The 23,236-nt window shown below is 61.5% G+C and carries 18 protein-coding genes; 11 read left to right on the forward strand and 7 right to left on the reverse strand.

All coding sequences use genetic code 11. The annotated features are described in order from the left end of the window. Positions 1-2,092 (forward strand): DUF4118 domain-containing protein (locus JNL55_RS29725; protein ID WP_293863160.1); only part of this gene is annotated, 2,092 nt, incomplete at its 5' end. Further along, entirely contained in the window at positions 2,089-2,787 is a 699-nt protein-coding gene (locus tag JNL55_RS29730; RefSeq protein ID WP_293863162.1) for a response regulator, read from the forward strand. The genes JNL55_RS29725 and JNL55_RS29730, both read left to right, overlap by 4 nt. Here JNL55_RS29730 and JNL55_RS29735 read toward each other — a convergent pair. Both JNL55_RS29735 and JNL55_RS29740 read right to left on the reverse strand, forming a co-directional pair. Next, positions 2,773-3,609: a methyltransferase dimerization domain-containing protein gene (locus JNL55_RS29735; RefSeq protein WP_293863164.1), complete on the reverse strand. Its 837-nt coding sequence runs from the start codon at positions 3,607-3,609 to the stop codon at positions 2,773-2,775. The genes JNL55_RS29730 and JNL55_RS29735 overlap by 15 nt on opposite strands. Next, on the reverse strand, positions 3,609-3,962 hold the full coding sequence (locus JNL55_RS29740) for a LuxR C-terminal-related transcriptional regulator (protein ID WP_293863166.1): 354 nt from the start codon (positions 3,960-3,962) through the stop codon (positions 3,609-3,611). The genes JNL55_RS29735 and JNL55_RS29740 overlap by 1 nt, the downstream gene beginning before the upstream one ends. 207 nt (positions 3,963-4,169) lie before the next feature. On the opposite strand from JNL55_RS29740, the gene JNL55_RS29745 reads away from it, so the two are divergent. The 6 genes from JNL55_RS29745 (at position 4,170) to JNL55_RS29770 (ending at position 12,624) form a co-directional block, all read left to right on the forward strand. Next, complete coding sequence (locus tag JNL55_RS29745) at positions 4,170-4,604, forward strand: hypothetical protein (protein ID WP_293863168.1); 435 nt, start codon at positions 4,170-4,172, stop codon at positions 4,602-4,604. A gap of 125 nt (positions 4,605-4,729) precedes the next feature. Continuing rightward, positions 4,730-7,003 carry a TonB-dependent receptor gene (locus JNL55_RS29750; RefSeq protein ID WP_293863170.1) on the forward strand — a complete coding sequence of 758 codons (2,274 nt, stop codon included), beginning with the start codon at positions 4,730-4,732 and terminating at the stop codon, positions 7,001-7,003. After that, a complete protein-coding gene (locus tag JNL55_RS29755) occupies positions 7,000-8,661 on the forward strand; it encodes a sialidase family protein (RefSeq protein ID WP_293863172.1) in 1,662 nt (553 codons plus the stop codon). The genes JNL55_RS29750 and JNL55_RS29755 overlap by 4 nt, the downstream gene beginning before the upstream one ends. Positions 8,662-8,772: 111 nt before the next feature. Then, positions 8,773-10,266: an N-acetylmuramoyl-L-alanine amidase gene (locus JNL55_RS29760; protein WP_293863174.1), complete on the forward strand. Its 1,494-nt coding sequence runs from the start codon at positions 8,773-8,775 to the stop codon at positions 10,264-10,266. Between the two features lie 4 nt (positions 10,267-10,270). Further along, positions 10,271-11,329: a cell division protein FtsA gene (locus JNL55_RS29765; RefSeq protein ID WP_293863176.1), complete on the forward strand. Its 1,059-nt coding sequence runs from the start codon at positions 10,271-10,273 to the stop codon at positions 11,327-11,329. A gap of 152 nt (positions 11,330-11,481) precedes the next feature. Then, positions 11,482-12,624: an acyl-CoA desaturase gene (locus tag JNL55_RS29770; RefSeq protein ID WP_293863178.1), complete on the forward strand. Its 1,143-nt coding sequence runs from the start codon at positions 11,482-11,484 to the stop codon at positions 12,622-12,624. Positions 12,625-12,685: 61 nt separating this feature from the next. Here the strand turns inward: JNL55_RS29770 and JNL55_RS29775 are convergent, their stop codons facing one another. Beyond that, complete coding sequence (locus tag JNL55_RS29775) at positions 12,686-13,159, reverse strand: RES family NAD+ phosphorylase (RefSeq protein WP_293863180.1); 474 nt, start codon at positions 13,157-13,159, stop codon at positions 12,686-12,688. Beyond that, on the reverse strand, positions 13,156-13,599 hold the full coding sequence (locus JNL55_RS29780; protein ID WP_293863182.1) for an antitoxin Xre/MbcA/ParS toxin-binding domain-containing protein: 444 nt from the start codon (positions 13,597-13,599) through the stop codon (positions 13,156-13,158). Before JNL55_RS29780 ends, JNL55_RS29775 begins: the two co-directional genes overlap by 4 nt. Positions 13,600-13,792: 193 nt before the next feature. Between JNL55_RS29780 and JNL55_RS29785 the strand changes: the two genes are divergently transcribed. After that, positions 13,793-15,097 carry a hypothetical protein gene (locus JNL55_RS29785; protein WP_293863184.1) on the forward strand — a complete coding sequence of 435 codons (1,305 nt, stop codon included), beginning with the start codon at positions 13,793-13,795 and terminating at the stop codon, positions 15,095-15,097. Positions 15,098-15,115: 18 nt separating this feature from the next. On the opposite strand, the gene JNL55_RS29790 is transcribed toward JNL55_RS29785, so the two are convergent. From JNL55_RS29790 to JNL55_RS29800, 3 genes are all read right to left on the reverse strand, one after another. Next, positions 15,116-15,556 (reverse strand): EF-hand domain-containing protein, encoded by a 441-nt coding sequence (locus JNL55_RS29790; RefSeq protein ID WP_293863186.1) that lies wholly within the window; start codon positions 15,554-15,556, stop codon positions 15,116-15,118. 87 nt (positions 15,557-15,643) lie between these two features. Beyond that, positions 15,644-16,894 carry an amidohydrolase family protein gene (locus tag JNL55_RS29795; RefSeq protein ID WP_293863188.1) on the reverse strand — a complete coding sequence of 417 codons (1,251 nt, stop codon included), beginning with the start codon at positions 16,892-16,894 and terminating at the stop codon, positions 15,644-15,646. After that, positions 16,891-18,390, reverse strand: a complete 1,500-nt coding sequence (locus tag JNL55_RS29800) for an amidohydrolase (protein WP_293863190.1) — start codon at positions 18,388-18,390, stop codon at positions 16,891-16,893. Before JNL55_RS29800 ends, JNL55_RS29795 begins: the two co-directional genes overlap by 4 nt. 155 nt (positions 18,391-18,545) lie before the next feature. Here JNL55_RS29800 and JNL55_RS29805 point away from each other — a divergent pair, with 155 nt between their 5' ends. Next, on the forward strand, positions 18,546-20,570 hold the full coding sequence (locus tag JNL55_RS29805; RefSeq protein WP_293863192.1) for a tetratricopeptide repeat-containing sulfotransferase family protein: 2,025 nt from the start codon (positions 18,546-18,548) through the stop codon (positions 20,568-20,570). A gap of 58 nt (positions 20,571-20,628) precedes the next feature. Beyond that, a complete protein-coding gene (locus JNL55_RS29810) occupies positions 20,629-23,073 on the forward strand; it encodes a TonB-dependent receptor (RefSeq protein ID WP_293863194.1) in 2,445 nt (814 codons plus the stop codon). The last annotated feature ends 163 nt before the right edge of the window (positions 23,074-23,236 follow it).

The raw sequence follows: 23,236 nt of genomic DNA on the forward strand, positions 1-23,236 counted from the left end.
TATCTATTTGGCGGAAGAAGCGCGCACGGCGGCGGATCGTTTCTTTCGCAAGTCCAATCTCATCGCACTGCGCGAGCTGGCGTTGCGGCGGATGGCGGATCGTGTCGACGCAAGCGCCCGTGCCACGGCTACCTCGGACCACGCATCGCGAGCCTGGATGGCGCGAGATCGTTTGCTGGTTGCGGTCGGCCCCGACGCGCAGGCGGAACAGCTGGTGCGTGCTGGCAAGCGAATGGCGGACGCGCTCGATGCGGTCTGGTCGGTGGTCTATGTCGAAACGCCCGAGCTGCAACGATTGTCACAGCACGAGCGTAATCGTCGCATCGATGTGCTGCGGCTCGCTGAATCGCTCGGTGCTGAGACAGTAACGCTGGATGGTCCGACAGCAGCCGAAACGCTGACTCAGTATGCGCAGACTCGGAATGCCACTCGCGTCATCGTTGGCGCGCCCAAGCGTCGTGGTTGGCGAGCTTTGTGGCGAGCGTCCACCGCCACGGCATTGGCGCGCCAGGCCAAAGGGTTCGATGTCATCACCATTGCGGCTGCGGATGCCTCTCAGCGAGTGACTGAAACTCGAACCGATGGGCCGGAGATTGCTACGCCGGTTCATTGGGATCGTTATTTGTGGGCATTTGCGACCACGTTGATCTGCACGCTGATCGGCTTTGCCATGCTGCCTAGCTTCGAGCCGGTGAACATCGTGATGGTGTATGTGCTGGGTGCCACCATCGCGGGCGTACGGTTCGGGCGAGGCCCAGCGGTGGTGACCGCAATCGCGAATGTGCTCGCGTTCGATTTCTGCTTCGTGCCGCCGCAATTCACGTTTTCCGTGGCCGATGCTCAGTACGTGGTCACGTTCGTCGTGATGCTGATCGTGACTTTGGTAATCACCAATCTCATGGCCAGCGTGCGTCAACAGACTCGCGTTGCCGGTGCGCGAGAACGTCGAACTTACTTGCTGTATGCCATGAGTCGCGAGTTGGCGGCGACGCGTGGTATCGCTGAGATGGCGCGGGTTGCCGTCCGTCACGTGGCTGAGGTGTTTCAGTGTCAGGCCGTCGTGCTGTTGCCTGACTCGTCCGGACAACTCGCGCATCCTCGCGAGCTACCGGAGGCGGGCGCGTTGCGAGGTGCCGATCTATCGATTGCGCAGTGGGTGCTCGATCATGGCCGGCGCGCTGGGCTCGATTCGGACACGTTGCCAGCGGCGCCGGCTTTGTATCTGCCGCTCGGCAATGAACGGCAGCGACTCGGCGTTCTGGCTGTTCTGCCACAGAATCGTCGTCGGGTGTTGTTGCCCGAGCAGCGGCATTTGTTGGAAACATTCGCGGCGCAGATCGGACTGGCGGTGGAGCGGGGCAAGTTGGCCGAGGTGGCCGAGTCCTCTCGTGTTGCGGCCGAGACCGAGAGTTTGCGAAACACCTTGCTGGCGTCGATCTCGCATGATTTGCGGACTCCGCTTGCAGTCATCGCTGGTGCCAGCAGCACGCTGTCAGAACATGGCGCCGGGTTGGACGAGGAGGCGCGTAAAAAGCTTGCGCAGTCCATCGAGAACAAGGCGCGTGAGATGACGGATCTGGTTTCCAATGTGCTCGACCTGATGCGCTTGGAATCCGGACAAGTCGTGCTGCGACGGGACTGGCAGACCTTGGACGATCTGCTCGGCACCGCGCTCACTCGTATGCAGGAGCGGCTCGGCTCGCATCCCTTTCGTTCACAGCTGCCAGCGGACTTGCCGCCGGTGTATGTCGATGCTGGATTGATCGTGCAGGTCTTCGTCAACCTGCTGGATAACGTGGTCAAGTACACACCGGCGGGAACGCCAGTTGAGATCTCCGTCGTCGCTAGCGAGGAGGTTGTGCGCGTCACCTGTGACGATGCCGGCCCTGGCTTGCCGCAGGGGGACAGCAGTCACTGGTTCGATAAGTTTCAGCGCGGCAGCGAAGAGGGTGTCACCGTTGGTGCGGGCTTGGGTTTGGCGATCTGCCGAGCCATCGTGCGCGCTCACGGTGGCGATATTTCTGCCAGCGCACGGCCTGGTGGTGGCGCCAGATTTGTATTCACTTTGCCGGTGAAGGAAGGCGTCGCGTGACGCAGGCGCTGCATCAAATTCTGATCGTCGAAGACGAGCCGGATATTCGCGGCATCCTGCGCACGCTACTGCGGACTGCCGGCTATCGAGTCATAGAAACGGAGACCGCGGCTCGCGCTATCGTCGAGGCTCGCAGTCACAAGCCGGATCTGTTGCTGGTGGATTTGGGATTGCCGGATGCCGACGGGCTCAAAGTAATTCGCTCGATTCGAGAATGGTCGCCGGTGCCTGTGGTCGTGCTTTCGGCACGGACCATGGAGGCGCAAAAAATCGAGGCGCTCGATGCTGGCGCGGATGACTATGTGACCAAGCCGTTCAGCGCTCCTGAGTTGTTGGCTCGCGTTCGCGCGGCACTACGACGCAATGTTCGCAGCGCCGAGCAAGTGCCGACGTTGCAGATCGGTGCTGTCGTTGTCGATTTGACTCGCCGTCAGGCCAGTGGAGCCGAGGGTGACGTTCATTTCACGCCGCTCGAATACCGAGTGCTGGAAAGCCTCGCGCGTCAAACCGGCATGATCGTCACGCAACGCCAACTCATCGCCGAAGCCTGGGGCCCGGACAAGCTGGGCGACTCTAGAAGCCTGCGAGTCTGTATCAAGAACCTGAGACAAAAACTGGAACCGGATCCGGCCCGGCCGCAGTTTCTGCTCACCGAGGCAGGCGTCGGGTATCGGTTGCTGCTACCGAGCGAATGACGCCGCTACCAGCGGCCCGATCAAGGGCAACAGTTCGGTGCGTTCAAAGCCGGCGGCTCGACACCAATGGTCCAGCTCCGACCCGCTGAGCGCTGGATGGCGCCGAGACTCGGCGCCCAACAACATCGCCAACGGGCCCGGGCTACCGCGCCGCCGATCTTCGCTGATCAAGCGTTCGATGGCGATCAAGCAACCGCCAGGAGGCAATGCTTGATAGATGCGTTTGATGAGCGCGGAACGAGCCGAGACATCGAGGCGACGCAGGCTCATCGACGTAACCATCACGTCTGCGCGCGGCAATGATTCGACAGTCGCGCCAGTCGGAATGGCGATGTGCGTACAACATAGGTGCGCATGTCGGGCGGCGATGGTCCGAGCCAACATGCCCCGACTGCTACCGATGTCGAGCACGGTTCCATGGCTGGCGAAGTCGAAGCGTTCGGCGAGTAATAGTGCTGCGACGTTCGACAGTTCACGCCCGAAAGATTTTCGATGGGTACTTTGGAGTAGCAGGTCGCCCAAATAGCCCGGGCTGTTTCGATTCAGGAAATGACCGCTCTCGCGACTGTTGACGTACACCGCGCCGATATCGTCGCCTTCTCGTTCCAACAAGCCCAAGGCCACGAGCGGCTCCAGCAGTTTGCCGATGGCGCGAGGACTGAGCCCGAGCGTCCGACGCAATTGACGGTGGGAACGCGGGCCCTTGCCGAGCTCGGTGAACAAACCCAGCTCGACCGCCGACAATAACGTTTGTGACGCGCGAAAGCCGAAGCCCGTCTGCAGGATGTGCTCCGGCGACAACATGACTGAAGACGGCCGCATCAGTGACGGGCGTACTTCCAGGTCGCCGCCTGCACTCGGGAGTTGACGCCGAGCTTGGTCAGAATGTTGGCGACGTGACGCTTCACCGTGTGCAAGCTGAGATCGAAGGTGCGTGCGATTACCTTATTGCTGTCGCCGGCGGTGATGCGTTCGAGGATCTCTTGTTCGCGAGCCGTCAAACGAACGGACACGGGGGTGGCAGGCGGCGAGGGCGGCGTCGGCATGAGTTGCAACAACAGAGTGTTCAAGTCGTCCCGGGTGGCGATGCGAGCCAGGGTGTCGCTGACCGCCTGCCGGACCGCTTCACGGACTTGTTCGTAGATGTCGGCCTGCTCGCAGAGTTCGGTATCCATCGCTTGCTCCCTTCGGTGTTATTGCGACGGCTGAATGCTAGACAGCTCATGCAAGGGCAGTAATGCCCAAAAAGAGACTGCTCTTTAAGATACCCACCCTTTGGTACCAGCCAGCTGGGACAATTTGCCCGCTCTGGTGCGGCGCGCGGCCCACCTTGGGCAGTGTTTGCTGGCGAGGGTCGGGCGTATACTGCCGCCCGCACCGTTATGCGTCGCCATCACCTCAACTGGTTGAGCCTCTGGATCCTCCCGCTGCTGCTGGCGCGGGCGCTGATTCCTACCGGCTTCATGTTGTCGGTGGAAGCGGGTCAGCTGCAGCTGATGTTTTGCCCGTCGGGCGTCGTGCAGCTGCCGGGCAAGTCGCAGGGCGGTGAACACGCCGAGCATCAGGCGCATGCCCAACATCATCAGGGCATGCATCACGGCGGCGGGTCGGATCAAGCATCGTCCGCGCACGCCGCGCAGGACAACGCGCCGTGTCCGTTCTCCCTGGTCGCGTCGGCCACGCCGTCGCAAATCGCTTATCACGCGAATGTCATCTCAGCCCCGAGTGACGAACGTTTCCAATTCCTGTCCGCGCCGACCTTCCGTGTCGGCCCGATTCGCACCGACCGCATTCGCGGTCCGCCCAGCCTCGCCTGACATCGATACCAAGTGAGGGCGCCGCGACCTAGGTTGCGGGCATTGCTGCTCGCTCCCGACCGTTCCGCGCTCTCGAGTGCCGCGACCAAGCATGTCGCGGTTGGCGATGGTCATGGAGTCGATTCATGGACACCCGAACTTTTCTCGCGACGGCGGTACTGCTGAGTGCCGGCGCGCCTGTCTGCGTGCACGCTCAAGGCGTGGCGACGGACAAATTGATCGATGCAATTACAGTTACCGGCCAGCGCGAGCGCGCCGGTGTGGACGTGCCCAACACGACGGCCTCGAAGACGGCCGAAGAGCTGCGCGCCCAGAATCTTTTCAATCCCGAGGACTCGCTCAAGTATTTACCCAATCTGACCATTCGTAAGCGCTACATCGGCGACCGTAACGCGCTGATCGGCGGTCGTAGCTTTTCCACGTTGCAGCCGGCTCGCGGCCTGGTCTTCATGGACGGCTATCTGTTGTCGAACTTTCTCGGCCGCTTCGATGCGCCTCGCTGGAACATGATCGCGCCGGAAGAGATCGAGCGCGTGGACGTGCTGTACGGCCCGTACTCGGCGACTTACCCGGGCAATTCCATCGGCACGACGGTGGCGATTCGTACGCGTCGGCCGGATGACTTGACCATGAGCGTGCGCACTACGGCCTTCAGCGAACACTTCGATGAGTATGGTTTGAGCGACGACTACACCGGCTATCAGGTGTCGGCGTTCCTCGGCAACCGTTTCGACAACGATGTGTGGTTTACGTTGGCGGCTAATCGTCAGGATGCCACTGGGCATCCGATGCAGTACTACACCGTCTCTGCCAACGCGGCCGGGCAGTTTCCGACTGTGTCGGGTGCGGCAACTCCTGTGACGGGCGTGCGCTTCGATACCGACCCGCAAGGTCGCAGACGGGCGGTGTTCGGCGCCAATGCCGGAGCTATCGATCACACCATTCAAGACCAAGTGAAGCTGCGTGGCGGCTACGCGTTCACCGATTGGTTGGAGCTGGAAGGGTTCGTGGCTCTGTGGCGCAACGACACCGAGGCCAAGAACCGCACCTTCATGCGAGACGCAGCCGGCAATGAAGTGTGGTCTGGCCGCGTGATTGCGGATGGAGTCACGTTCAATGTGCCGGCCACTGCGTTCTTGCCGAGCACGCGCCAGGAAGAGCACCGGCATTGGGGAGCAACGCTGCGAACTACGCAGGCTGACGGTTGGAATGGCTCGTTGGTTTATTCGCGCTATGACTTCCTCGAAGACACATTGATCGAAGGCGCGCGGGTGGTGGCCGAGCCGACTGACACCGAGCGTGACGGCACCGGCTGGCAAACGTTCGAAGTGCAGGGTGTCTACACGCCAGTCGCTGACGATTGGACCGGCGGTCGTCACACGTTGGCGGTGGGCTTTCATCGCAACGAATACCAACTCGATAATCCCGTCTACAACGTAGCAAGCGGTGCGTTGACACAGAACGTGTTCGGCCAGACGCGCTTGCAAGCGGTGTACTTGCAAGACGAATGGCGGCTTGCGGCTCGCTGGACCCTGACGTTGGGTGCTCGTTATGAGGACTGGACGGCGTTCAACGGTGGTCAACGCGCCGGTGCAGCGTCTGTGAATTATCCCGAGCGTAGCGACAGTGCGCTGTCGCCGAAGGCGTCACTTGCTTATGCGCTGGGTGACGATTGGACGCTGCGGGTAAGTGCAGGTCGTGGTGTGCGCTTCCCCACTGTGCCTGAATTGTTTCAAGGCACGAGCACGGCCGGGACCATCGTGGTCAACGATCCGAACTTGAAGCCCGAGCGTTCCGATTCGGTGGACTTCACCGTCGAGCGTTGGCTGAGTTGGGGCAAGCTGCGGGCGTCGTTATTCCAGGACGACGTGCGCGATAGCATCTTCAGTCAGACCAACATCACGGTGACGCCGAATGTCACTAACGTGCAAAACGTCGACCGCGTGCGCACGCGAGGGATCGAAACGGCGTTCACCATTGCGCCGCCGGGCATCGAATCGTTGTCGTTCGACGGCAGCCTGGCGTATGCCAAGGCCGAGATTCTGGAGAACGACAACTTTCCCATTTCGGTGGGCAAGCTCTGGCCGCGCATTCCCAAGTGGCGCGGCAATCTGCAGACCGTGTGGCGGCCGACGGATCAGTGGCTGACCAGCCTCGGTGTTCGCTACTCCGGGCGCATGTTCAATCGGCTGGAGAACGACGACATCAATCCCGATACGTACGGCGGGGTGTCGCGATTCACCATGCTGGATGCACGAGTGGCGTACACGATGGCTAGCAATGTTGAGTTGGCGTTGGGCGTGGATAACATCACCGACGAAAGAGCCTACCAAGCACATCCGTATCCGGGCCGCACCGCATTCGTCGAAGCGCGCTGGTCGTTCGAGGGGGCGCGATGAAATTGCCAACGCTCACTGGTCTCGCGGCCGTAGTCGAAGATGGTTGGCGCAAGCTGGCGATGCGCCGTGTTCTGAGCCGGCGCTCGTTGTCGATTCTATTTTTTCTCTCTCTAGCGGCACTGGCGCAGCCAGCGTCCGCGGCCATGTCTCACGGTCGTGCGTTAGGCACGACCGCAGCCTTTGATCATCAGAACCGTCTGTGGATCGTGCGTAACGAGCCGGTCGACAAGAGCGCACACGTGATCGTAGAGCGCTCGGACGACAACGGCGCAACCTGGCAGCCAGCCATTCGCGTCACTTCCAAGCCCGAGCCGGTGTCGGCCGACGGCGAGAATCGCCCGAAGATTGCTTTCGGCCCACGCAATGAAATCTATGTGTCCTGGACTTCTCCGACCTCGGAGAAGTTCACCGGCGACATTCGTTTCACCCGTTCGCTCGACGGCGGCAAAACTTGGTCCGAGCCAAGCGTCGTGCATCGAGATCGTCAACTCATCACGCATCGCTTCGAGTCCATGCTGGTAGACGGCACCGGCCGCATCTGGGTCGCCTGGATCGATAAGCGCGATCTCACCATCGCGCAAGCGGCGAAGCGCGACTACGCAGGCGCAGCGGTCTACTACGCTTACTCAGATGATCGAGGCTCGAGTTGGCGCGGCGACTACAAGCTCGCCGACAACAGCTGCGAGTGTTGTCGAATCGGCTTGGCACTGGATGAGAAAGGACGGGCCGTCGCTATGTGGCGGCACGTCTTCCCGCCCAACGAACGCGACCACGCCTTCGCGGTGTTACAACCGGAAGGCAAGGACATCGTGATCGAGCGCGCCACGACCGATCGATGGAAGATCGACGCTTGTCCGCATCACGGACCCTCTCTATCAGTAACAGTAAACGGCACGCGTCACGCGGTTTGGTTCAACCAAGTGGACGGGGAAGGCCGCGCCTTCTACGGCCAACTGAGCAGCGACAAACCAAAAGCGGTGCAGGCGCTGCCAGCAGGCGCAACTCATGCCGACATCGCGGCGAGAGGCAACATCGTCGGCATCGTGTGGAAACGTTTCGACGGCACCGCGACTCGCATCGAATCGTGGTTGTCCAAAGACGGCGGCCGTCACTTCAATCCCGGCCCGACGTTACAAACTGACGGCGAGTCCGATCAGCCGCGACTGTTGAGCAATGACACGTCGATGCTGATCGTCTGGCGCAAGGCTGACGGCGTCGCTGTCGCAAATCTCGGCGATGCCACCAGCGACGACGCGGTCAAACCGTTCAGCCGCGACACGCTGCGTAAGATCGAGCAACAACACGCGGGCTCGGAGTACTGGGTGGTGTTGTGGGATCTCGAATGTGTCTACTGCATGAAGTCGCTCACCAACCTGGCGGTTGCGCAGAAGAAGCAACCGGCGCTCAAAGTGGTCACCATTTCCACCGATCCTGTAACCGCAGCGTCTGACATTCGTCAGCGTCTCGCCGAGCTGGGGGTGCGCTCGGAGGCCTATGCATTCTCTGGCGCGTCGGAGGAGGCGCTCCGCTTTGCCATCGACCCGGCGTGGATGGGCGAGAAGCCCCGAGCCTATAAATATGCGGCAAGCGGCTCGCGCGCCGCGGTTTCCGGAGTGCTCACCAGCGAGGATCTACGCCAGCAAATGGGCGGAACGTGAACTAGGTACTAGTTCGGCGGACATAACGCGTCTGTAATCCCCGATTGCAACGCAGAATGTTCGCAGGCATAACGTGCATCCCATTGTTTTCGTTGGATGGATGGCCGGCCCATGACGGCTGCAGCGAGAGGCTCGCCGACGGAGCGCTATCGGCGTGAGCGGCCGCCCGTGAGCCGTGAGTGCGGCGATGAGCTGACACGCATCACCGACGACATCGACGATCCCATCGTCAAGCTGCGCTATTTACAAAGCGCGCTCAACGAAGAGGGCGACAACAGCGCTCTCGTGCAACTCGTTCCCATCGCTCCCGCTCGACGCGCGTGGTATCGCTTGAAAGGCTTGCAAGCGCTCGACGCCGTTGCCGATGCTGATGAAGAAATCGCCGAGCGCACACTCAACGCGCGCAAGACGGCGCGTCGCGTAGTCGTCGGCACGACAGCGGCTGCGTTGTTGTTTGTGCCGGTGTTGGTCGCCATCGTCGCCTGGCAAATCAACAAGTGGGGCAGCACTGAGCCCAAGCCCATTGCGGCCGTTGCTTCTTCCACCGAAGCGAATGCCACAGTCATCGAATCAGCAACCGCGCCGATGGTTGTGTCGCCGCTGCTGACTGCCACGCCCGAAGTGGCAGCGCCAGTAAATCAGCCGCCGGTGGCAGAGACATTGGCCGCTGAAGATCTCGGCATCGTTCCCGCCATGCTGTGGCTCGCGGACCGCGGGCCCGATTGGGAGCTATATAGCAACGGGTTGCGCATCGAAACCAAGTATGCGGTGAAGGGCACAGCGCGTGACTATCGAGTGCATTCACGCGGCGGCGAATTGTTGCCGACTAAATTCTCGCGCCCCATCGGCATTCTGTTTCATACATCGGAGAGCGACCTGTGGCCGCTCGAGCCGGGCTACGAAAAAGAATTGCGGCAGGGCTCGGAAGCGCTGTTGCGTTTCGTGAAGCGCGAGCAGGCTTACAACTACATGATCGACCGCTTCGGCCGCGTCTACCGCGTCGTCGATGATGACAGCCGCGCGAATCACGCGGGCCACGGCGTGTGGGCGCGCGGTGACGAGGTTTATCTGGATCTGAATTCGGCGTTCTTGGGCGTATCGTTCGAGTCGCGTTGGGAAGGCGGGCGCACCTTGCCTATTACGCGAGCGCAGTTGATCGCCGGCCGCAATCTCACCAATTACCTGCGGCAGCGGTTCGCGATCGCGCCGGAAATGTGTGTGACACATGGACTCGCTAGCGTGTCGCCCAAGCGTGGCTTGATCGGCTATCACTTGGATTGGGCGCGCGGCTTTCCGTTCGCGGCGTTCGGCTTGCCGGATTTGTATTCGCAGCCGCCGCCGAGCGTGGCGCTGTTCGGCTTCAACTACGACAGCGAATTCTTGCGCACGGTCGGCGAGCGTTGGCCCGGACTGGTCGCGGCCGAACGGCAGTTCGCCAGCGATGCGCGCGAACGTTCGATTTCGCTCGAGGATTTACGGCGGGAGCGCCAAGAGGAATATCGGCGCTGGCGCGCGACGTTGCCGACTCCCGCAGGGGCAGAGTCCGCCCTGGAAAGTGCCAATCAGCAATCACCGGTTTCAACGACGGTCAATAAGAGAGGGTAACGCTATGGACGATCGTAACGACCACGGCTCGGAAGCGTCCGGCGCAGGTCACCTCACTGGCAACAGCCAGAGCGGTACCCGCACGCGCATCGGTCTCGACGTGGGCACCAGCAAAGTGGTTGCTGCCCGCGGCGACAATGTTTCGCCGAGCACGGACTCGCAGCTCAATGCGTTTTTCGACGTGCCGTACTCGGCGTTGCATGAGCAAAGCCTGAAGGCCAATCGCACGCCGTTCTATCGCGAGGACGATCGGCTCATCGTCTATGGCGACGCTTCGGAAAAGTTCGCGCACATTTTCAACGCCAACGTGCGTCGGCCCATGGCCAAGGGCATTTTGAATCCCAACGAACCGCAAGCCACGCATGTGCTGGAGACGGTGCTGAGCACGCTGGTGCCGGTGTCGCGCAATCCGGGTGAGTTGCTGGCGTTCTCCGTGCCGGCCGCGGCCACCGAGACGGGTCATGAGCTGACCTATCACGAAGGGTCGATCAAGCAGTACTTGAAGGGGCGCGGCTATACGCCGCTGGCCGTCAACGAAGGTCTGGCGGTGGTGCTGGCCGAGTTGGCGAAGGAAGGCTTCACCGGCATCGGCATTTCCTGCGGCGGCGGCATGTGCAACGTCGCGATCTCGTACTTGTCGATTCCGTCGCTGACCATGAGCCTGGGGCAGGGCGGCGATTACGTCGACTCCGCCGTCGGCGCGGTCGTCAACGAGCCGGCCACGCGCGTCAAGGCCATCAAGGAGGAGACGCTGGACCTGAACCGCGAGGGCGGCGACAAGATCGACAAGGCGCTGCGCATCTACTACGACAAGTTGATCGAGTCGCTGGTCGAGGAACTGGGCCGGGCCGTGCAAAAGACGCCTCGGCTGCCGCGCAACGACCAGCCCATGCCCATCGTGCTGGCCGGCGGCACCTCCAAGCCCAACGGTTTCCGCGACCATTTCGAGAAGGCCCTGCGTCGCCGCTCCTGGCCGTTCCAGATCGGCGAAGTGCGGATGGCGAGCGATCCGCTGACAGCCACCGCCCGCGGCGCCTTGGTCGCGGCGCTGGCTGAGCGCTAGTTGGCAATTCAAGGGCTCCGCACCTAGGGCAATCCCTGAACCTGGCCGGTACCCTTCCTGGGTACGGGCCGGGGTTTATCGGTTCATTATTGCGCGGAAATCCGCTTTCACCCCTGCTAGGATCCACGCCTCAACTCTTGTCCGGAGTGCCGATGACCGCTGACGCCTCGACGAACCGCGCGCCGCTCAACTGGCCCGCGATCATCATGTTCTTGTTGACCACTGTTCCGGTGGTCACGGTGTTCCCGTGGTACGCGGCGACCTTCGGCTTCGACGGCTTCGAATGGGTGTCCTTCTTCGTGCTGTGGGCCTTGAATGGCATGTCCATCACCGCCGGCTATCACCGCCTGTGGGCCCATCGCAGCTATGAGGCTTCCAAGCCGCTACAGATTTTCTACATGATCTTCGGCGCCATGGCGCTCCAGAACAGCATCCTGGTGTGGGCGTCCTCGCACCGTGTGCATCATCGTCACGTCGACGATGTCGATCATGACCCGTACTCGGCCAAGCGCGGCCTGTGGTTCTCGCACCTCGGCTGGATGCTCCGCAACTACGAGAGCGGCCGGCAGGATTTCCGCAACGCCAAGGATCTGGAAGCCAATCCGATCGTCGCTTTCCAGCACAAGTATTACTTGCTGCTGGCCGTCGGCACCAACATCGCCATCCCGCTGGCGCTGGGCATCATCAATGGCAACATCTGGGGCAGCCTGCTGCTCGGCGGCTTCCTGCGCCTGGTGGTGAGCCATCACTGCACGTTCTTCATCAACTCGCTGGCCCACTACTGGGGCAGCCGTCCTTACACCACCGAGAACACCGCGCGCGACAACGGCGTGCTGGCGCTGTTCACCTGGGGCGAGGGCTATCACAACTATCACCACCTGTTTCAGTGGGACTATCGCAATGGCATCCGCTGGTACCAGTGGGACCCGACCAAGTGGCTGATCTCCGCCTGTAAGTTCCTCGGCCTGGCGCGTTCGCTGAAGCGCGTTCCCGAGTTCCAGATCCGTCAGGCGCTGGTGGAGCGGCAGCTGCAGAAGGCCGAAGAGAACCTGGGCCAATGCCAGGACCACGGCCGCCTCGCCACCCTGCGCCAGTCGCTGGAGACCGAGATGCAGCACTTCAAGGAGACCCTGGCTCACTGGGCGACCTTGCAACAGGAACGCGTCGACGCCGCCAAGAAGGCCGTCATCGACCATATCGAGCACAACGAGACCCTGCGTCGCGTTCGCGAGCTCGAAGAGTCGCTGCGTCAGCAATACCTCCGCGTGCGCTTGCTCGCCGTGCAGGCCACCTGATCGGCACTGGACGTTCGATTCGACAAAGGGCGCCTTCGGGCGCCCTTTTTTATTGCCGCGTTTATTTCCGCGTGTCTTTCCAGAGCCGGCCGTCGAAGTCGAATGGTTGGGGCTTGGTGAGCTTCAGGCGCTTGAACTGGGCGTGCTGTGGATTGAGCAGCAGGTTGTGCTCGCCGGGCACGAGAATGGAAGGCACGCGTAGCACGGCTGCGGAGGCTTTCTTGGCCCAGGCTGTGCCGATGCGTTGTGTTGCCTCGCTGGGCGGAGAGGCTTGCCACGAGGCTGGTAAAGCGGCGGGGGTGTCGATGGCAACATTCGCTGGAATGGTTACGCGGAACCATACATAGCGAATCCGTTTATCCACCGGCTGCAAATGCACGAATGTTTCCAATGCCGCGAGCGACAAGCTTTCGCTGGTGTAGATCATCAGCGTGCCGGGCAGATTCCAGCGGCCGCCGACCAGGCGTGCGCCTTCGCCCGAGAAGGCTTGGTCGGCATGCTTGGCCTTGACCAGCCGGAATGCGTGCACGCTCACGAATACACGCCGTGCTCGATTCTCAGCAACAGGTTTTCGATTTCCCGCGCGCCGGGTTCGCTCTTGGCGAGATCGATGGGGCGGCGATCGCCGAGGCCGGGCTGCGGATGTGTGAGCCAGTGGACGGCCTTGTCGTCGTGCTCCAGCACGACACGCGCGATAGCGACCAGTCGAGCCAGTCGGTAGAGGCGGTCGCTGACCACTGAATCCAGGCGGCCGTCTCGTGTAGAGCGCGCGCGCGCGATGGTTCGGATGCTGACGCCGAGCACCACGGCTAGGGTTGGATCGTCCAGACCAACCACGTCCTTGATCGCCTCGGCTGCTGCTGCCGGCAACCCAGTCTCGATCAGAGCCATCCAGTCATCGGTATTCTTCGGGCGCTCGCCAAGAGTCTTGGTGCCCCCCAAGACGTCCGCAACTCGCATGCCGGACTCGCCCATGATCACAGGTTACTCGTGTGCCAATTGGCCGGACTATAGCAGACAATTGGCAGAGCGGCCATTGTTGCCCCTTGCACCGTTCTATAACCGGGCGGCTACCGCATGTTGGTTACTGCTCGGGCAAACTAGCTGCGATTGAAGCTTGAGTAATTTACTGTTTCCAATGACGTTACTTAACGTTAAAGCTCCTACGATGTTGGCCCTGACCGGGGATGGCGCGGCGTTCGGCATGACAGCGCTCGATGAACTGCGGCGGCAAGCGGAGCTGTTCCGTGCCAGCGGCTTGCTGGGCAAGCCGGGAGCGTTGTCGCGCCTGTTCGATTTCCTGTTGTCGCGCTCGCTGACCGGTGAGGTGCCCAAAGAAATCGAGATCGCTCTGCAAGTATTCGGCAAGGGTGCCAACTTCGATGTGGCGCAGGACTCGGTGGTGCGCGTGTATGTTCACAAACTGCGCCGCCGTCTCGAGGAGTTCGCCACTCGCTCGCCGGCGGCCAACGACAGTCGCATCACTATTCCCAAGGGTGAGTATCGCTTGGTGCTCGAGCCGGCAACCGCGGCGGCTATTGTCGAGCCAGCGGTCGAGCCGACACTCGTTCAGGTATCGCCGCCGCCCAGTGCCCCTCGCTGGCGGACGTGGTTCAAACCGGCGCTGGCCTTGGCGGTGGCTTTCGCTATCGGCGTCGTGCTCACGTATGCGCTGACGCTCAATCCTCAGGAGCGGAATCTGAACGCGGTCCGGCACAGTGCCGTGTGGGGCCCGCTGCTGGCGGACGACTTACCCATCACGCTGGTGGTGGGCGATTACTTCCTGCTGGGTCAGGTGGACGACGCCAACAATGTGCAGCGACTGGTTCGCGAGTTCCACATCAACTCCAATCAGGATTTTCTGGACCACCTGCAGCTCAATCCGGAGCTGATGCGCAGCTATCGGAATCTGGATCTCACGTATCTGCCGGCCGCGAGCGCGTTCGCCTTGCAGGACCTGGTGCCGGTGTTGAATGCCGGCAAAGAGGTGCGGGTGTCGTTGCTCTCGACGCTCGACCCGCGCGTGTTGAAATCGAGTCATGTCGTGTACGTTGGATATATCAGCGGCATGGGCATGCTTGGCGATCGAGTGTTCGCGCAATCGCGGCTCGCACTCGGTGGTTCGTTCGATGAGTTGCACGACAGCCAGACCGGCACCGACTACGTCAGCACCGCCATGCCCATGGGCGCCGAAGGCGGCGCATTTCGCGACTTCGGTTATTTCTCTACCTTTGCCGGTCCGAACGGCAATCGCGTCGTGGTGATCTCAGGGACGCGCGACAATGGCGTGATGCATGTGGCTGAAACGCTATCGCGTCGCGCCGGTGTGGAAGAGCTTGGCGCCAAAGCTGCGGGCGCCAAGTCGTTCGAGTCGCTCTATGAAGTCGATGGCATGGCGCGCGCCGGATTGAACGCGCGTCTGCTGTTTGTATCAGCGATGAAGAACGATGCGATCTGGAGCGGAGCGCCCTGATCGATCGCTCGCCGGGAATTATTGCGTCTTCCGATTGCGCCAATTCTCGCGCGCGGCCTTGGCAGCTTCTTTCGCGGCTGCCAGCTCCTGCGGATCCAACACGTTGCTCTTGTCGGTATCGGCGCGATCGAACAACAGCGTCGGGCCGTTGACGAACTCTTCCCGCGTGACTTTGCCGTCGCCGTCGGTATCGAACTGCTCTAACAGGAAATCGCCGCCACCCTTTTTCTGCCGGCGCGCGGCCAGTTGTTCGGGCACATCGCTGCTGTCGATGACGCCGTCGGAGTTGCGGTCGAGCTTGGTGAAGCGCTCGGCGCGAGCGGCGATATATTCTTCGCGAGTGACCGAACCGTCCTTGTTGGTGTCGGCCTTTTCCAATGCGCCTTCGCCGCGCGACTGCGCCATCAGCGGCGCGCTTAACAATAACAACAGAGCGGCGGAAATGAACGTGCGAGACATGGTGCTTTCCTCAGTGTTCCAGAGAAGCGCCGGCGGTTGAGCCGGCGTTCTCCCATACAACGCACCAAGTCTCGCCAGGTTGACAGCTCAGTTCGCGGTGACGCGCTTCAGCCGTTCGAGGTACTTGTCACGCAGTTCCAGCTGGCGCGAACGCATCTCGATGGCGCGGCCCGCAATCCAGACCTGATCGGCCAGGCTGGTGACTTCGAGCGGATCACCGCTCCACAACACCAGGTCCGCAGCCTGTCCGGCCGCGATTCGGCCACGTGTTGCGCCGAGGCCGAAGATGTCGGCGGCGTCGGCAGTAATCGCGGTGATGGCTGCCTCTTTCGGCATGCCATGAGCGACGGCGTTGCCGGCCAGCTGACGGCCCTTGCGAGCGTTGTGACTATCTTCGAATTGGCTGAAGGTGATTTTCACACCGGCCTTGTGGAGTAGCGCCGCGTTGTCGAGTCGCGAGCCGAGCTGATCGAACGTGCCCGGTAGATTGGCGAGCGCATCGAGGACCACCGGCACTTTGGCTTCGGCCAGGGCGTCCGCCACCATCCACGCTTCGGCGCCGCCGGCGATCACAGCTTTGATGCCGTAACGTTTGGCGAAGGCGATCGTCTTGACGATGTCACCAGCGCGATCGACGTTGAACACCACGCGTCCACCGGCCAGATAGCGAGCGAACGCGTCGCGACCCAACGGATGCATCAACGCTTTGTTGTCGGTCACGCGGTTGCGCGTTTCGTGCACGGCTTGATCGAGCAACATCCATTGCGCGGCCCGGCTGCCGCCGGAATGTGAGTTCATCTGGCCGCCGAGATTGATGAACAACGAACGGCTGCCGTCGAGCACGGCGTCATCACGGCCGTCGAGCGTCACCGCTGCACCTTGGCCCGCCAGGAAATTGCCGCCGCTGGCGATGCTGGGATTGAGCACCGTCCAGGTCATGCCTTCGACACGCGTGACCGGCACGATCACCGAGCGACCGTTGTAAGCAGCGGTCACGTCGAACTCCGGCCGCCATTGCATTTCATAGGCAGGAGCGCCCAGGCCGAGGGCGGCATCGTTGGTGGTCGACTCCTGGTTGACTTCCTGGATGCCGATGACGCTCAGGCCAGCAAACATGCCCGGCGTCAACGCGCGACCCTTGGCGTCGATGCTCACGGCACCGCTGGCGGAAAGACCGTTACCGACCGAGTGAATCTTGCCGTCGCGGATCAGCACGTCAGTGTTGGTGAGCGTGCCTTTGGCCGTGGCGGTGTGGACCGTCGCGCCGCGAATCAGAACATCCTGGGCACCGGCGCTGGTGGCAGCGACCAGCAGCAAAGCAGCGATCAGAGTTTTCATTGTGCGCTCCCTTTGCCGGTTTCGAATTGACCGAGCATGAAGTCCGAAGGCGGTTGAGTCGGCGGGTGGGCGCGGTCGTAAGTCAGCACGCCGTCGATGAACACCTGCTCGGCCAGCGCGTACACGCTGAACGGATCGCTGTTCCAGATCACCACGTCGCCGGCCTTGCCGGTTTCCAGCGTGCCGGTGACTTTATCGATGCCCAGCGCCTTGGCCGGATTCTGGGTCAGCCAGATCATGGCGTGCTCGCGCGAGATGTTCAGGCCGGCGCGGTTGCCGCGAGCCATGGCCTTGGCGGCTTCCTGATTGAGCCGTTGTATACCTTCGGCCGAATCCGAGTGCACGATGGCGCAGCCATTGCGGGGCAGATCGGTGAGCGCCAGGTTCTCCATCACGCCGTCGAACGCTTCCATCTTGAAGCCCCACCAGTCGGCCCACTCGGCGCCGCAGATACCCTGTTGGGCGAGCACGTCGGCAATCTTGTAGGCCTCCACCGCGTGATGGAAGGCGGCGATCTTGAAGCCGAATTCCTTGGACAGATCGATCATGATGGCCATTTCATCGGCGCGGTAGCAATGAATGTGCACCAGAATTTCGCCATTCATGGCGCCGACCAGCGTGTCGGACTTCAGGTCGCGCTTCGGCGGTGACGGCGGTTTATTGTCCTCGTCTTTCTTGTTGCCGGCCGGATCCTTTTGTTTCTTTTCATACGCCGCCAGTTCGCGGCGATATTTGTTCCATTCTTCGCGATACGCCTGCGCATCGGCGAACGCTTGGCGATAACCGGCGACGTTACCCATGCGCGTCATCGGCGCCTGGCCCTTGCCGCCATAGAAATTCTTGGGATTTTCGCCGCACGCCATTTTCAGTCCCTGCGGCGCGCCGGGGAACTTCATGGCCTGATAGGTGGTGACGTGCACGTTCTTCACGGTGACGCCGCGGCCGCCGATCAGATTGCCCGAGCCGGGCAGGATCTGCATCGTGGTGACGCCGCCTTCGAGCGCGGTCTGGAAGCCGGGATCCTGCGGCCAGAGCGCGTGTTCGGCCCAGGCCTGCGCGGTTACTGGATCGACCATCTCATTGCCGTCGCTATGTGCGTCCACACCCGGGCTTGAATACACGCCGAGATGCGAGTGCACGTCGATCAAGCCGGGGGTGACCCAGCGACCGTTGGCTTCGATGGTGGTGGCGCCGGCCGGTGCGCTCAATTGGTTGCCCACCGCAGCGATTTTGCCGCCGACGATCAGTACATCGCCGCCGTCGATGCGTGCGCCGGTGCCGGTGAGCACGGTCGCGCCGCGAATCAGGGTTGCCCCCGATGCAGGCACCTTATAAGTCGATGTATACGGCGCCGGTGTGGTAGGAGTAGTCGCTGTGGTTGCTTGCTGTGTCGGTGCCTGTGACTGCGGGGCAGTCGCGCAGGCGCTCAACAAAAGAGCCAGCAAGGGAATCACGGCAGGGCGACGCGAGGCGTCGCGCGCAGGGGGGTGTTGCATTCGTTGTAATGTCCGTGCGGCGAAAAAACGAAGCGCAAAAATCTAGCAGATCGCCGTCACTTGCGCTGCTGCTTCTGATAATTCGCACGCCGCCCGGGCGCGGCGTTATGATCGGTCGCATCGTCGGTGGGGACTTGCGTGTCACTGGCAGCTGAATGAGCGCGACACCGGAACCGGTCGGAACCTTGGAGGTGGCCCTGGCTCATGCCAGGCGTCTACTACAACAGGATCCGATCGCGGCCGCGGAACAGGCCGAAGAAATCCTCAAGGCGGTGCCTGGGCAACCCATGGCGCAATTGCTGTTAGCCGCCGCGCGCCGTAGTTCCGGCGCCCCGGACGAAGCGATACAAATTCTCACCGGTTTGAGTCAACAGCTGCCGCGCTGGGCGGCCGTTCATTTCGAGTTGGGCCTGGCATTCGGCGCTACTCGGCACGAGGCCGAAGCGGTGGCGGCCTTGCGGCGGGCGGTGGAATTGCAGCCCGATCTGTCGGCGGCATGGCGCACTTTGGCGGATCATCTCACCGTCGCCGGCGATGTCGAAGCTGCGGACCATGCGTACGCACAGCACATTCGTTTTTCCACTCGCGATCCGCGTTTGTTGGAAGCGGGTGCGGCGCTGGCAGAAAATCGCATCGCTGTCGCCGAAGCGCTGCTGCGTGAACATCTCAAACAATTTCCCTCCGACGTTGCCGCCATTCGCATGTTTGCTGAAGTGGCGGCGCGGCTCGGTCGTTACGCCGATGCGGAAGTACTGCTGGAGCGCTGTCTGGAACTGGCGCCGAGTTTTCAAGGCGCACGCCACAACTACGCGTATGTATTGAACCGCCAGAACAAGCTGGCGCAGGCGCTAGATCAGCTGGAGCGTTTGCTGGCGGGCGACCCGCGCAACGCGAGTTATCGCAATTTGCAGGCGGCGGTGTTGGGGCGAGCGGGCGAATATGACCGCGCGTTGCAATTGTATGCCGAGGTCGTGAAGGAATATCCGCGCAACGCCAAAGTGTGGATGAGTTACGGCCATGCATTGAAGACCGCCGGTCAGCAGGGCGAATGCGTCGACACTTATCGACGTGCCATCGAGTTGTCGCCGCAGCTCGGCGAGGCTTACTGGAGCCTGGCGAATCTAAAAACATTCCGCTTCACCGATCGGGATGTCGCGGCGATGCAGGCGCAGCTGCGGCGTGATCAGCTGAGCGAGGAAGATCGTTTTCATTTTCACTTCTCGCTGGGCAAGGCATTCGAAGATGCTGGCGACTACGCCAAGTCATTCGAGCACTACGAGGTGGGCAATCGGCTGCGTCGCGAGCTGGTTCAATACGATGCCGACGAGAATTCGCAGCAGATGCGACGTTCGAAACAGCTGCTGAGTCAGGAGTTCTTCGCCAAGCGAGCGGATTGGGGTTCGCCCGCGCCGGATCCGATTTTCATTGTCGGGCTGCCGCGGGCGGGCTCGACGTTGCTGGAACAAATCCTGTCCAGTCATCCGCTGGTCGAGGGCACCATGGAGTTGCCCGACATTCTCGACATGGCGCGAGCGCTAGGTGGCGGGCGAGCGCGCGGTACTGCTTCGAAATATCCGGAAGTGCTCGCTGAGTTGTCGGTTGACGAGTTGCGTGCGTTGGGCGAACAGTACATCGCCAACACTCGCATCCAGCGCAAGAGCGGCACGCCGTTTTTCATAGACAAGATGCCGAACAATTTCGCGCACATCGGCTTGATCCAACTGATCCTGCCGCGCGCCAAGATCATCGATGCACGCCGTCATCCACTCGGCTGCTGTTTCTCCGGCTTCAAACAGCACTTCGCTCGCGGCCAGCACTTTACTTATGGTCTCGAGGATCTCGGTCGCTACTACCGTGACTATGTCGAACTCATGGCGCATTTCGACACGGTGCTGCCGGGTCGAGTGCATCGAGTGATTTACGAAACCCTGGTCGACGACACCGAGACCCAAGTGCGTCGCTTGCTCGACTACTGCGGATTGCCGTTCGATGAGCGCTGTCTGCGCTTCTATGAGAACGAGCGCGCGGTACGCACCGCTAGCTCAGAACAAGTGCGCCGTCCGATCTATCGCGACGGCGTCGATCATTGGCAGCACTATGAACCTTGGCTCGTGCCGCTCAAGCGCGCGTTGGGGCCGGTGCTCGAATCCTATCCTGCCGTTCCGGAGAAATTTAGTTGATCTAGTTTGAGTCATCAGCCGCCAGGAACTACAGCGGCTACAACATGGGGAGAGCAAGATGGTTGAACGTCGCTTGCATGCTCACAAGGGTCGATACCGGCACGGTCGCCGGCTATCGATGTCAGTTCCATTGGTTGCCGCTTTGACGGCGACCTTATCCACCGCCGCCGCTCAGACCAACGAGAGCGGGGTGCTGGAAGAAATGATCGTCACGGCGCAGAAGCGCCAGGAGAATCTGCAGGAAGTACCGCTCAGCATCGTGGCGCTGGGCACCGCCAAGCTCGAAGAATTGCACGTCTCGGATTTCGACGACTACGCCAAGTTCCTGCCCAGTCTGTCGTACACCTCGTCCGGCCCCGGTTTTGCGCGAGTGTTTTTTCGCGGCGTCAGCAGCGGTGACAACGGCAATCACTCTGGCCCGTTGCCCACGGTCGGCATTTATTTGGACGAGCAACCCATCACCACCATTCAAGGTGCGCTGGATGTGCACGTCTACGACATTGCGCGAGTGGAAGCACTCGCTGGGCCGCAGGGCACGCTGTACGGTGCCAGCTCGCAGGCGGGCACGATTCGTATCATTACCAATAAGCCCGATCCCACCAAATTCGCCGCGGGCTACGACATCGAAGGCAACATGCTGGATGGCGAGGCGGGGTATGTCGCGGAAGGTTTCGCCAATCTGCCGCTGGGGGACAGGTCGGCGATTCGTCTGGTTGGCTACGGCAAACGCGATGCTGGCTACATCAGCAATGTCGAGGCCAATCGTTACTATCCCACGGCCGACATCACCATCAATAACCGCGGACGAGTCAAAGAGGACTACAACAACGTCGACACTTACGGCGCACGTGCCGCCTTGCGTGTGGATTTGAACGACAGCTGGACTATCACGCCCACCTTGATGCATCAGCAGCAGGAATCGCACGGCGCGTTTGCTTACGATCCGAGCCTGGGCGATCTGAAGGTAGCGCGCTATCGGCCCGAGCATGCCGACGATCGTTGGACCCAAGCGGCGCTGACGGTGGAAGGCAAGATCGCCAATCTCGATGTGGTGTACGCGGGCTCGTATTTGAAACGCGATGTCGACACCGAGCAGGACTATTCCGACTACTCGTTGTTCTATGACATTTCCTATGGCTACACGGTGTACAACGACGACGGCGACACCATCGAGCCGACGCAGTACATCCAGGGCAAAGATCGCTACAAGCGGCAGAGTCATGAAATCCGCTTGTCCACGCCCAGCGATCGGCGCACGCGGTTCGTCGGCGGCCTGTTCTTCCAGCGGCAACAGCATCAGATCGAACAGCGTTACAAGATCGACGATCTGACGCCGGTGTATGAAGTCAGCGGTTGGGCGGACACGATCTGGCTGACCGAGCAAGAGCGCGTCGATCGCGACTACGCGGTGTTCGGTGAACTCAGTTTCGACATCACCGACAACCTGACGATCACTGGCGGTGGGCGCTGGTTCAAAGCCGAGAATTCTCTCGCAGGCTTCTTCGGTTACGGCGAGGGTTACAGCAGTAGCGGTCGCAGCGGCGAAGCGCTGTGCAGTTTGCTTGCAGGCGACGCCGTTGGCGACCGGTCGGGCTGGGTGCCGTACAGCGCAGTCAGCACCGCGCCTTGTAAAAACCTGCAACGGAAAGTCAATGAAGACGGCTTCACTCCCAAGGTCAACTTGACTTACAAGTTCGACGACAGTCGCATGGTGTATGTCACGTACTCCGAAGGCTTCCGGCCCGGCGGCGTGAATCGTCGCGGCACGTTCCCGCCGTATGACGCGGACTATTTGAAAAACTACGAGGTCGGCTGGAAGACCACCTGGCTGGACAATCGGGTTCGGTTCAACGGCGCGCTGTTCATGCTCGATTGGGACGACTTCCAGTTTTCGTTCACCGGCGAGAACGGCCTCACCAACGTTACCAACGCCGGCGGTGCTCGTATCAAAGGCATCGAAACCGATGTGGAGTTTGCGGCCACCGACAGTTTGTTGATCTCGGCAGGCGTGTCGTTGCTCGATGCCAAGTTGCGTGGCGACTTCTGCGAGCTGCTGGATACGGACGGCGAGCCGCTACCGTTGGCCAATTGCTTTGGTCCGGATCCGTATGGCGGTGCCGACGTTCAACACGGTGCCGGCGACGGCGCCAAGTTGCCGCTGGTGCCGGAGTTCAAAGGCAATCTGACCGGCCGGTATCGGTTCGAGGTGGGTTCCTTGGATGCGTTCGCGCAGGCCGCGTTCGTTTATCAGTCGGAGACCCATTCGGCGTTGGCGTCTTTCGATGAAGCCGTCCTCGGCAAGAACCGTGCGTACGGTATCGCCGACTTTTCGGTGGGCTTGAGTAACGGTTCGTGGACGGCGCAGCTGTTCGTGAACAATGCGTTCGACAAACGTGCGGACATCACACGCTTTTCGCAGTGTCGCGAGGAGATGTGTACCAAGCCCTACATCGTGACCAATCAGCCGCGCCTCATCGGGCTGAAGTTCGGGCAGAAGTTCTAAAGCAAGGCGCGGGCGGGAGCAGCGAGCTCCCGCCCCGTCGAGCTTACTTGGCGGGTTCGACCAACGCTTGGAACGTGAGCTGGCGCGACAGGTCTTCGATGTTCGGCACGCCCGGTGGCGAACCGCGACGCTGGATGATGCCGAGGAACAGCACGTCGTTGGT

The sequence above is a fragment of the Steroidobacter sp. genome (genome assembly GCF_016790065.1).
Classification (GTDB): domain Bacteria; phylum Pseudomonadota; class Gammaproteobacteria; order Steroidobacterales; family Steroidobacteraceae; genus Steroidobacter.

Coding starts and splice junctions, on each gene's coding strand:
- JNL55_RS29735 (WP_293863164.1), bottom strand. CDS start 3,609: ATGCGGCCGTCTTCAGTCATGTTGTCGCCGGAGCACATCCTGCAGACG.
- JNL55_RS29740 (WP_293863166.1), bottom strand. CDS start 3,962: ATGGATACCGAACTCTGCGAGCAGGCCGACATCTACGAACAAGTCCGT.
- JNL55_RS29745 (WP_293863168.1), top strand. CDS start 4,170: ATGCGTCGCCATCACCTCAACTGGTTGAGCCTCTGGATCCTCCCGCTG.
- JNL55_RS29750 (WP_293863170.1), top strand. CDS start 4,730: ATGGACACCCGAACTTTTCTCGCGACGGCGGTACTGCTGAGTGCCGGC.
- JNL55_RS29755 (WP_293863172.1), top strand. CDS start 7,000: ATGAAATTGCCAACGCTCACTGGTCTCGCGGCCGTAGTCGAAGATGGT.
- JNL55_RS29760 (WP_293863174.1), top strand. CDS start 8,773: ATGACGGCTGCAGCGAGAGGCTCGCCGACGGAGCGCTATCGGCGTGAG.
- JNL55_RS29765 (WP_293863176.1), top strand. CDS start 10,271: ATGGACGATCGTAACGACCACGGCTCGGAAGCGTCCGGCGCAGGTCAC.
- JNL55_RS29770 (WP_293863178.1), top strand. CDS start 11,482: ATGACCGCTGACGCCTCGACGAACCGCGCGCCGCTCAACTGGCCCGCG.
- JNL55_RS29780 (WP_293863182.1), bottom strand. CDS start 13,599: ATGGGCGAGTCCGGCATGCGAGTTGCGGACGTCTTGGGGGGCACCAAG.
- JNL55_RS29785 (WP_293863184.1), top strand. CDS start 13,793: ATGTTGGCCCTGACCGGGGATGGCGCGGCGTTCGGCATGACAGCGCTC.
- JNL55_RS29790 (WP_293863186.1), bottom strand. CDS start 15,556: ATGTCTCGCACGTTCATTTCCGCCGCTCTGTTGTTATTGTTAAGCGCG.
- JNL55_RS29795 (WP_293863188.1), bottom strand. CDS start 16,894: ATGAAAACTCTGATCGCTGCTTTGCTGCTGGTCGCTGCCACCAGCGCC.
- JNL55_RS29800 (WP_293863190.1), bottom strand. CDS start 18,390: ATGCAACACCCCCCTGCGCGCGACGCCTCGCGTCGCCCTGCCGTGATT.
- JNL55_RS29805 (WP_293863192.1), top strand. CDS start 18,546: ATGAGCGCGACACCGGAACCGGTCGGAACCTTGGAGGTGGCCCTGGCT.
- JNL55_RS29810 (WP_293863194.1), top strand. CDS start 20,629: ATGGTTGAACGTCGCTTGCATGCTCACAAGGGTCGATACCGGCACGGT.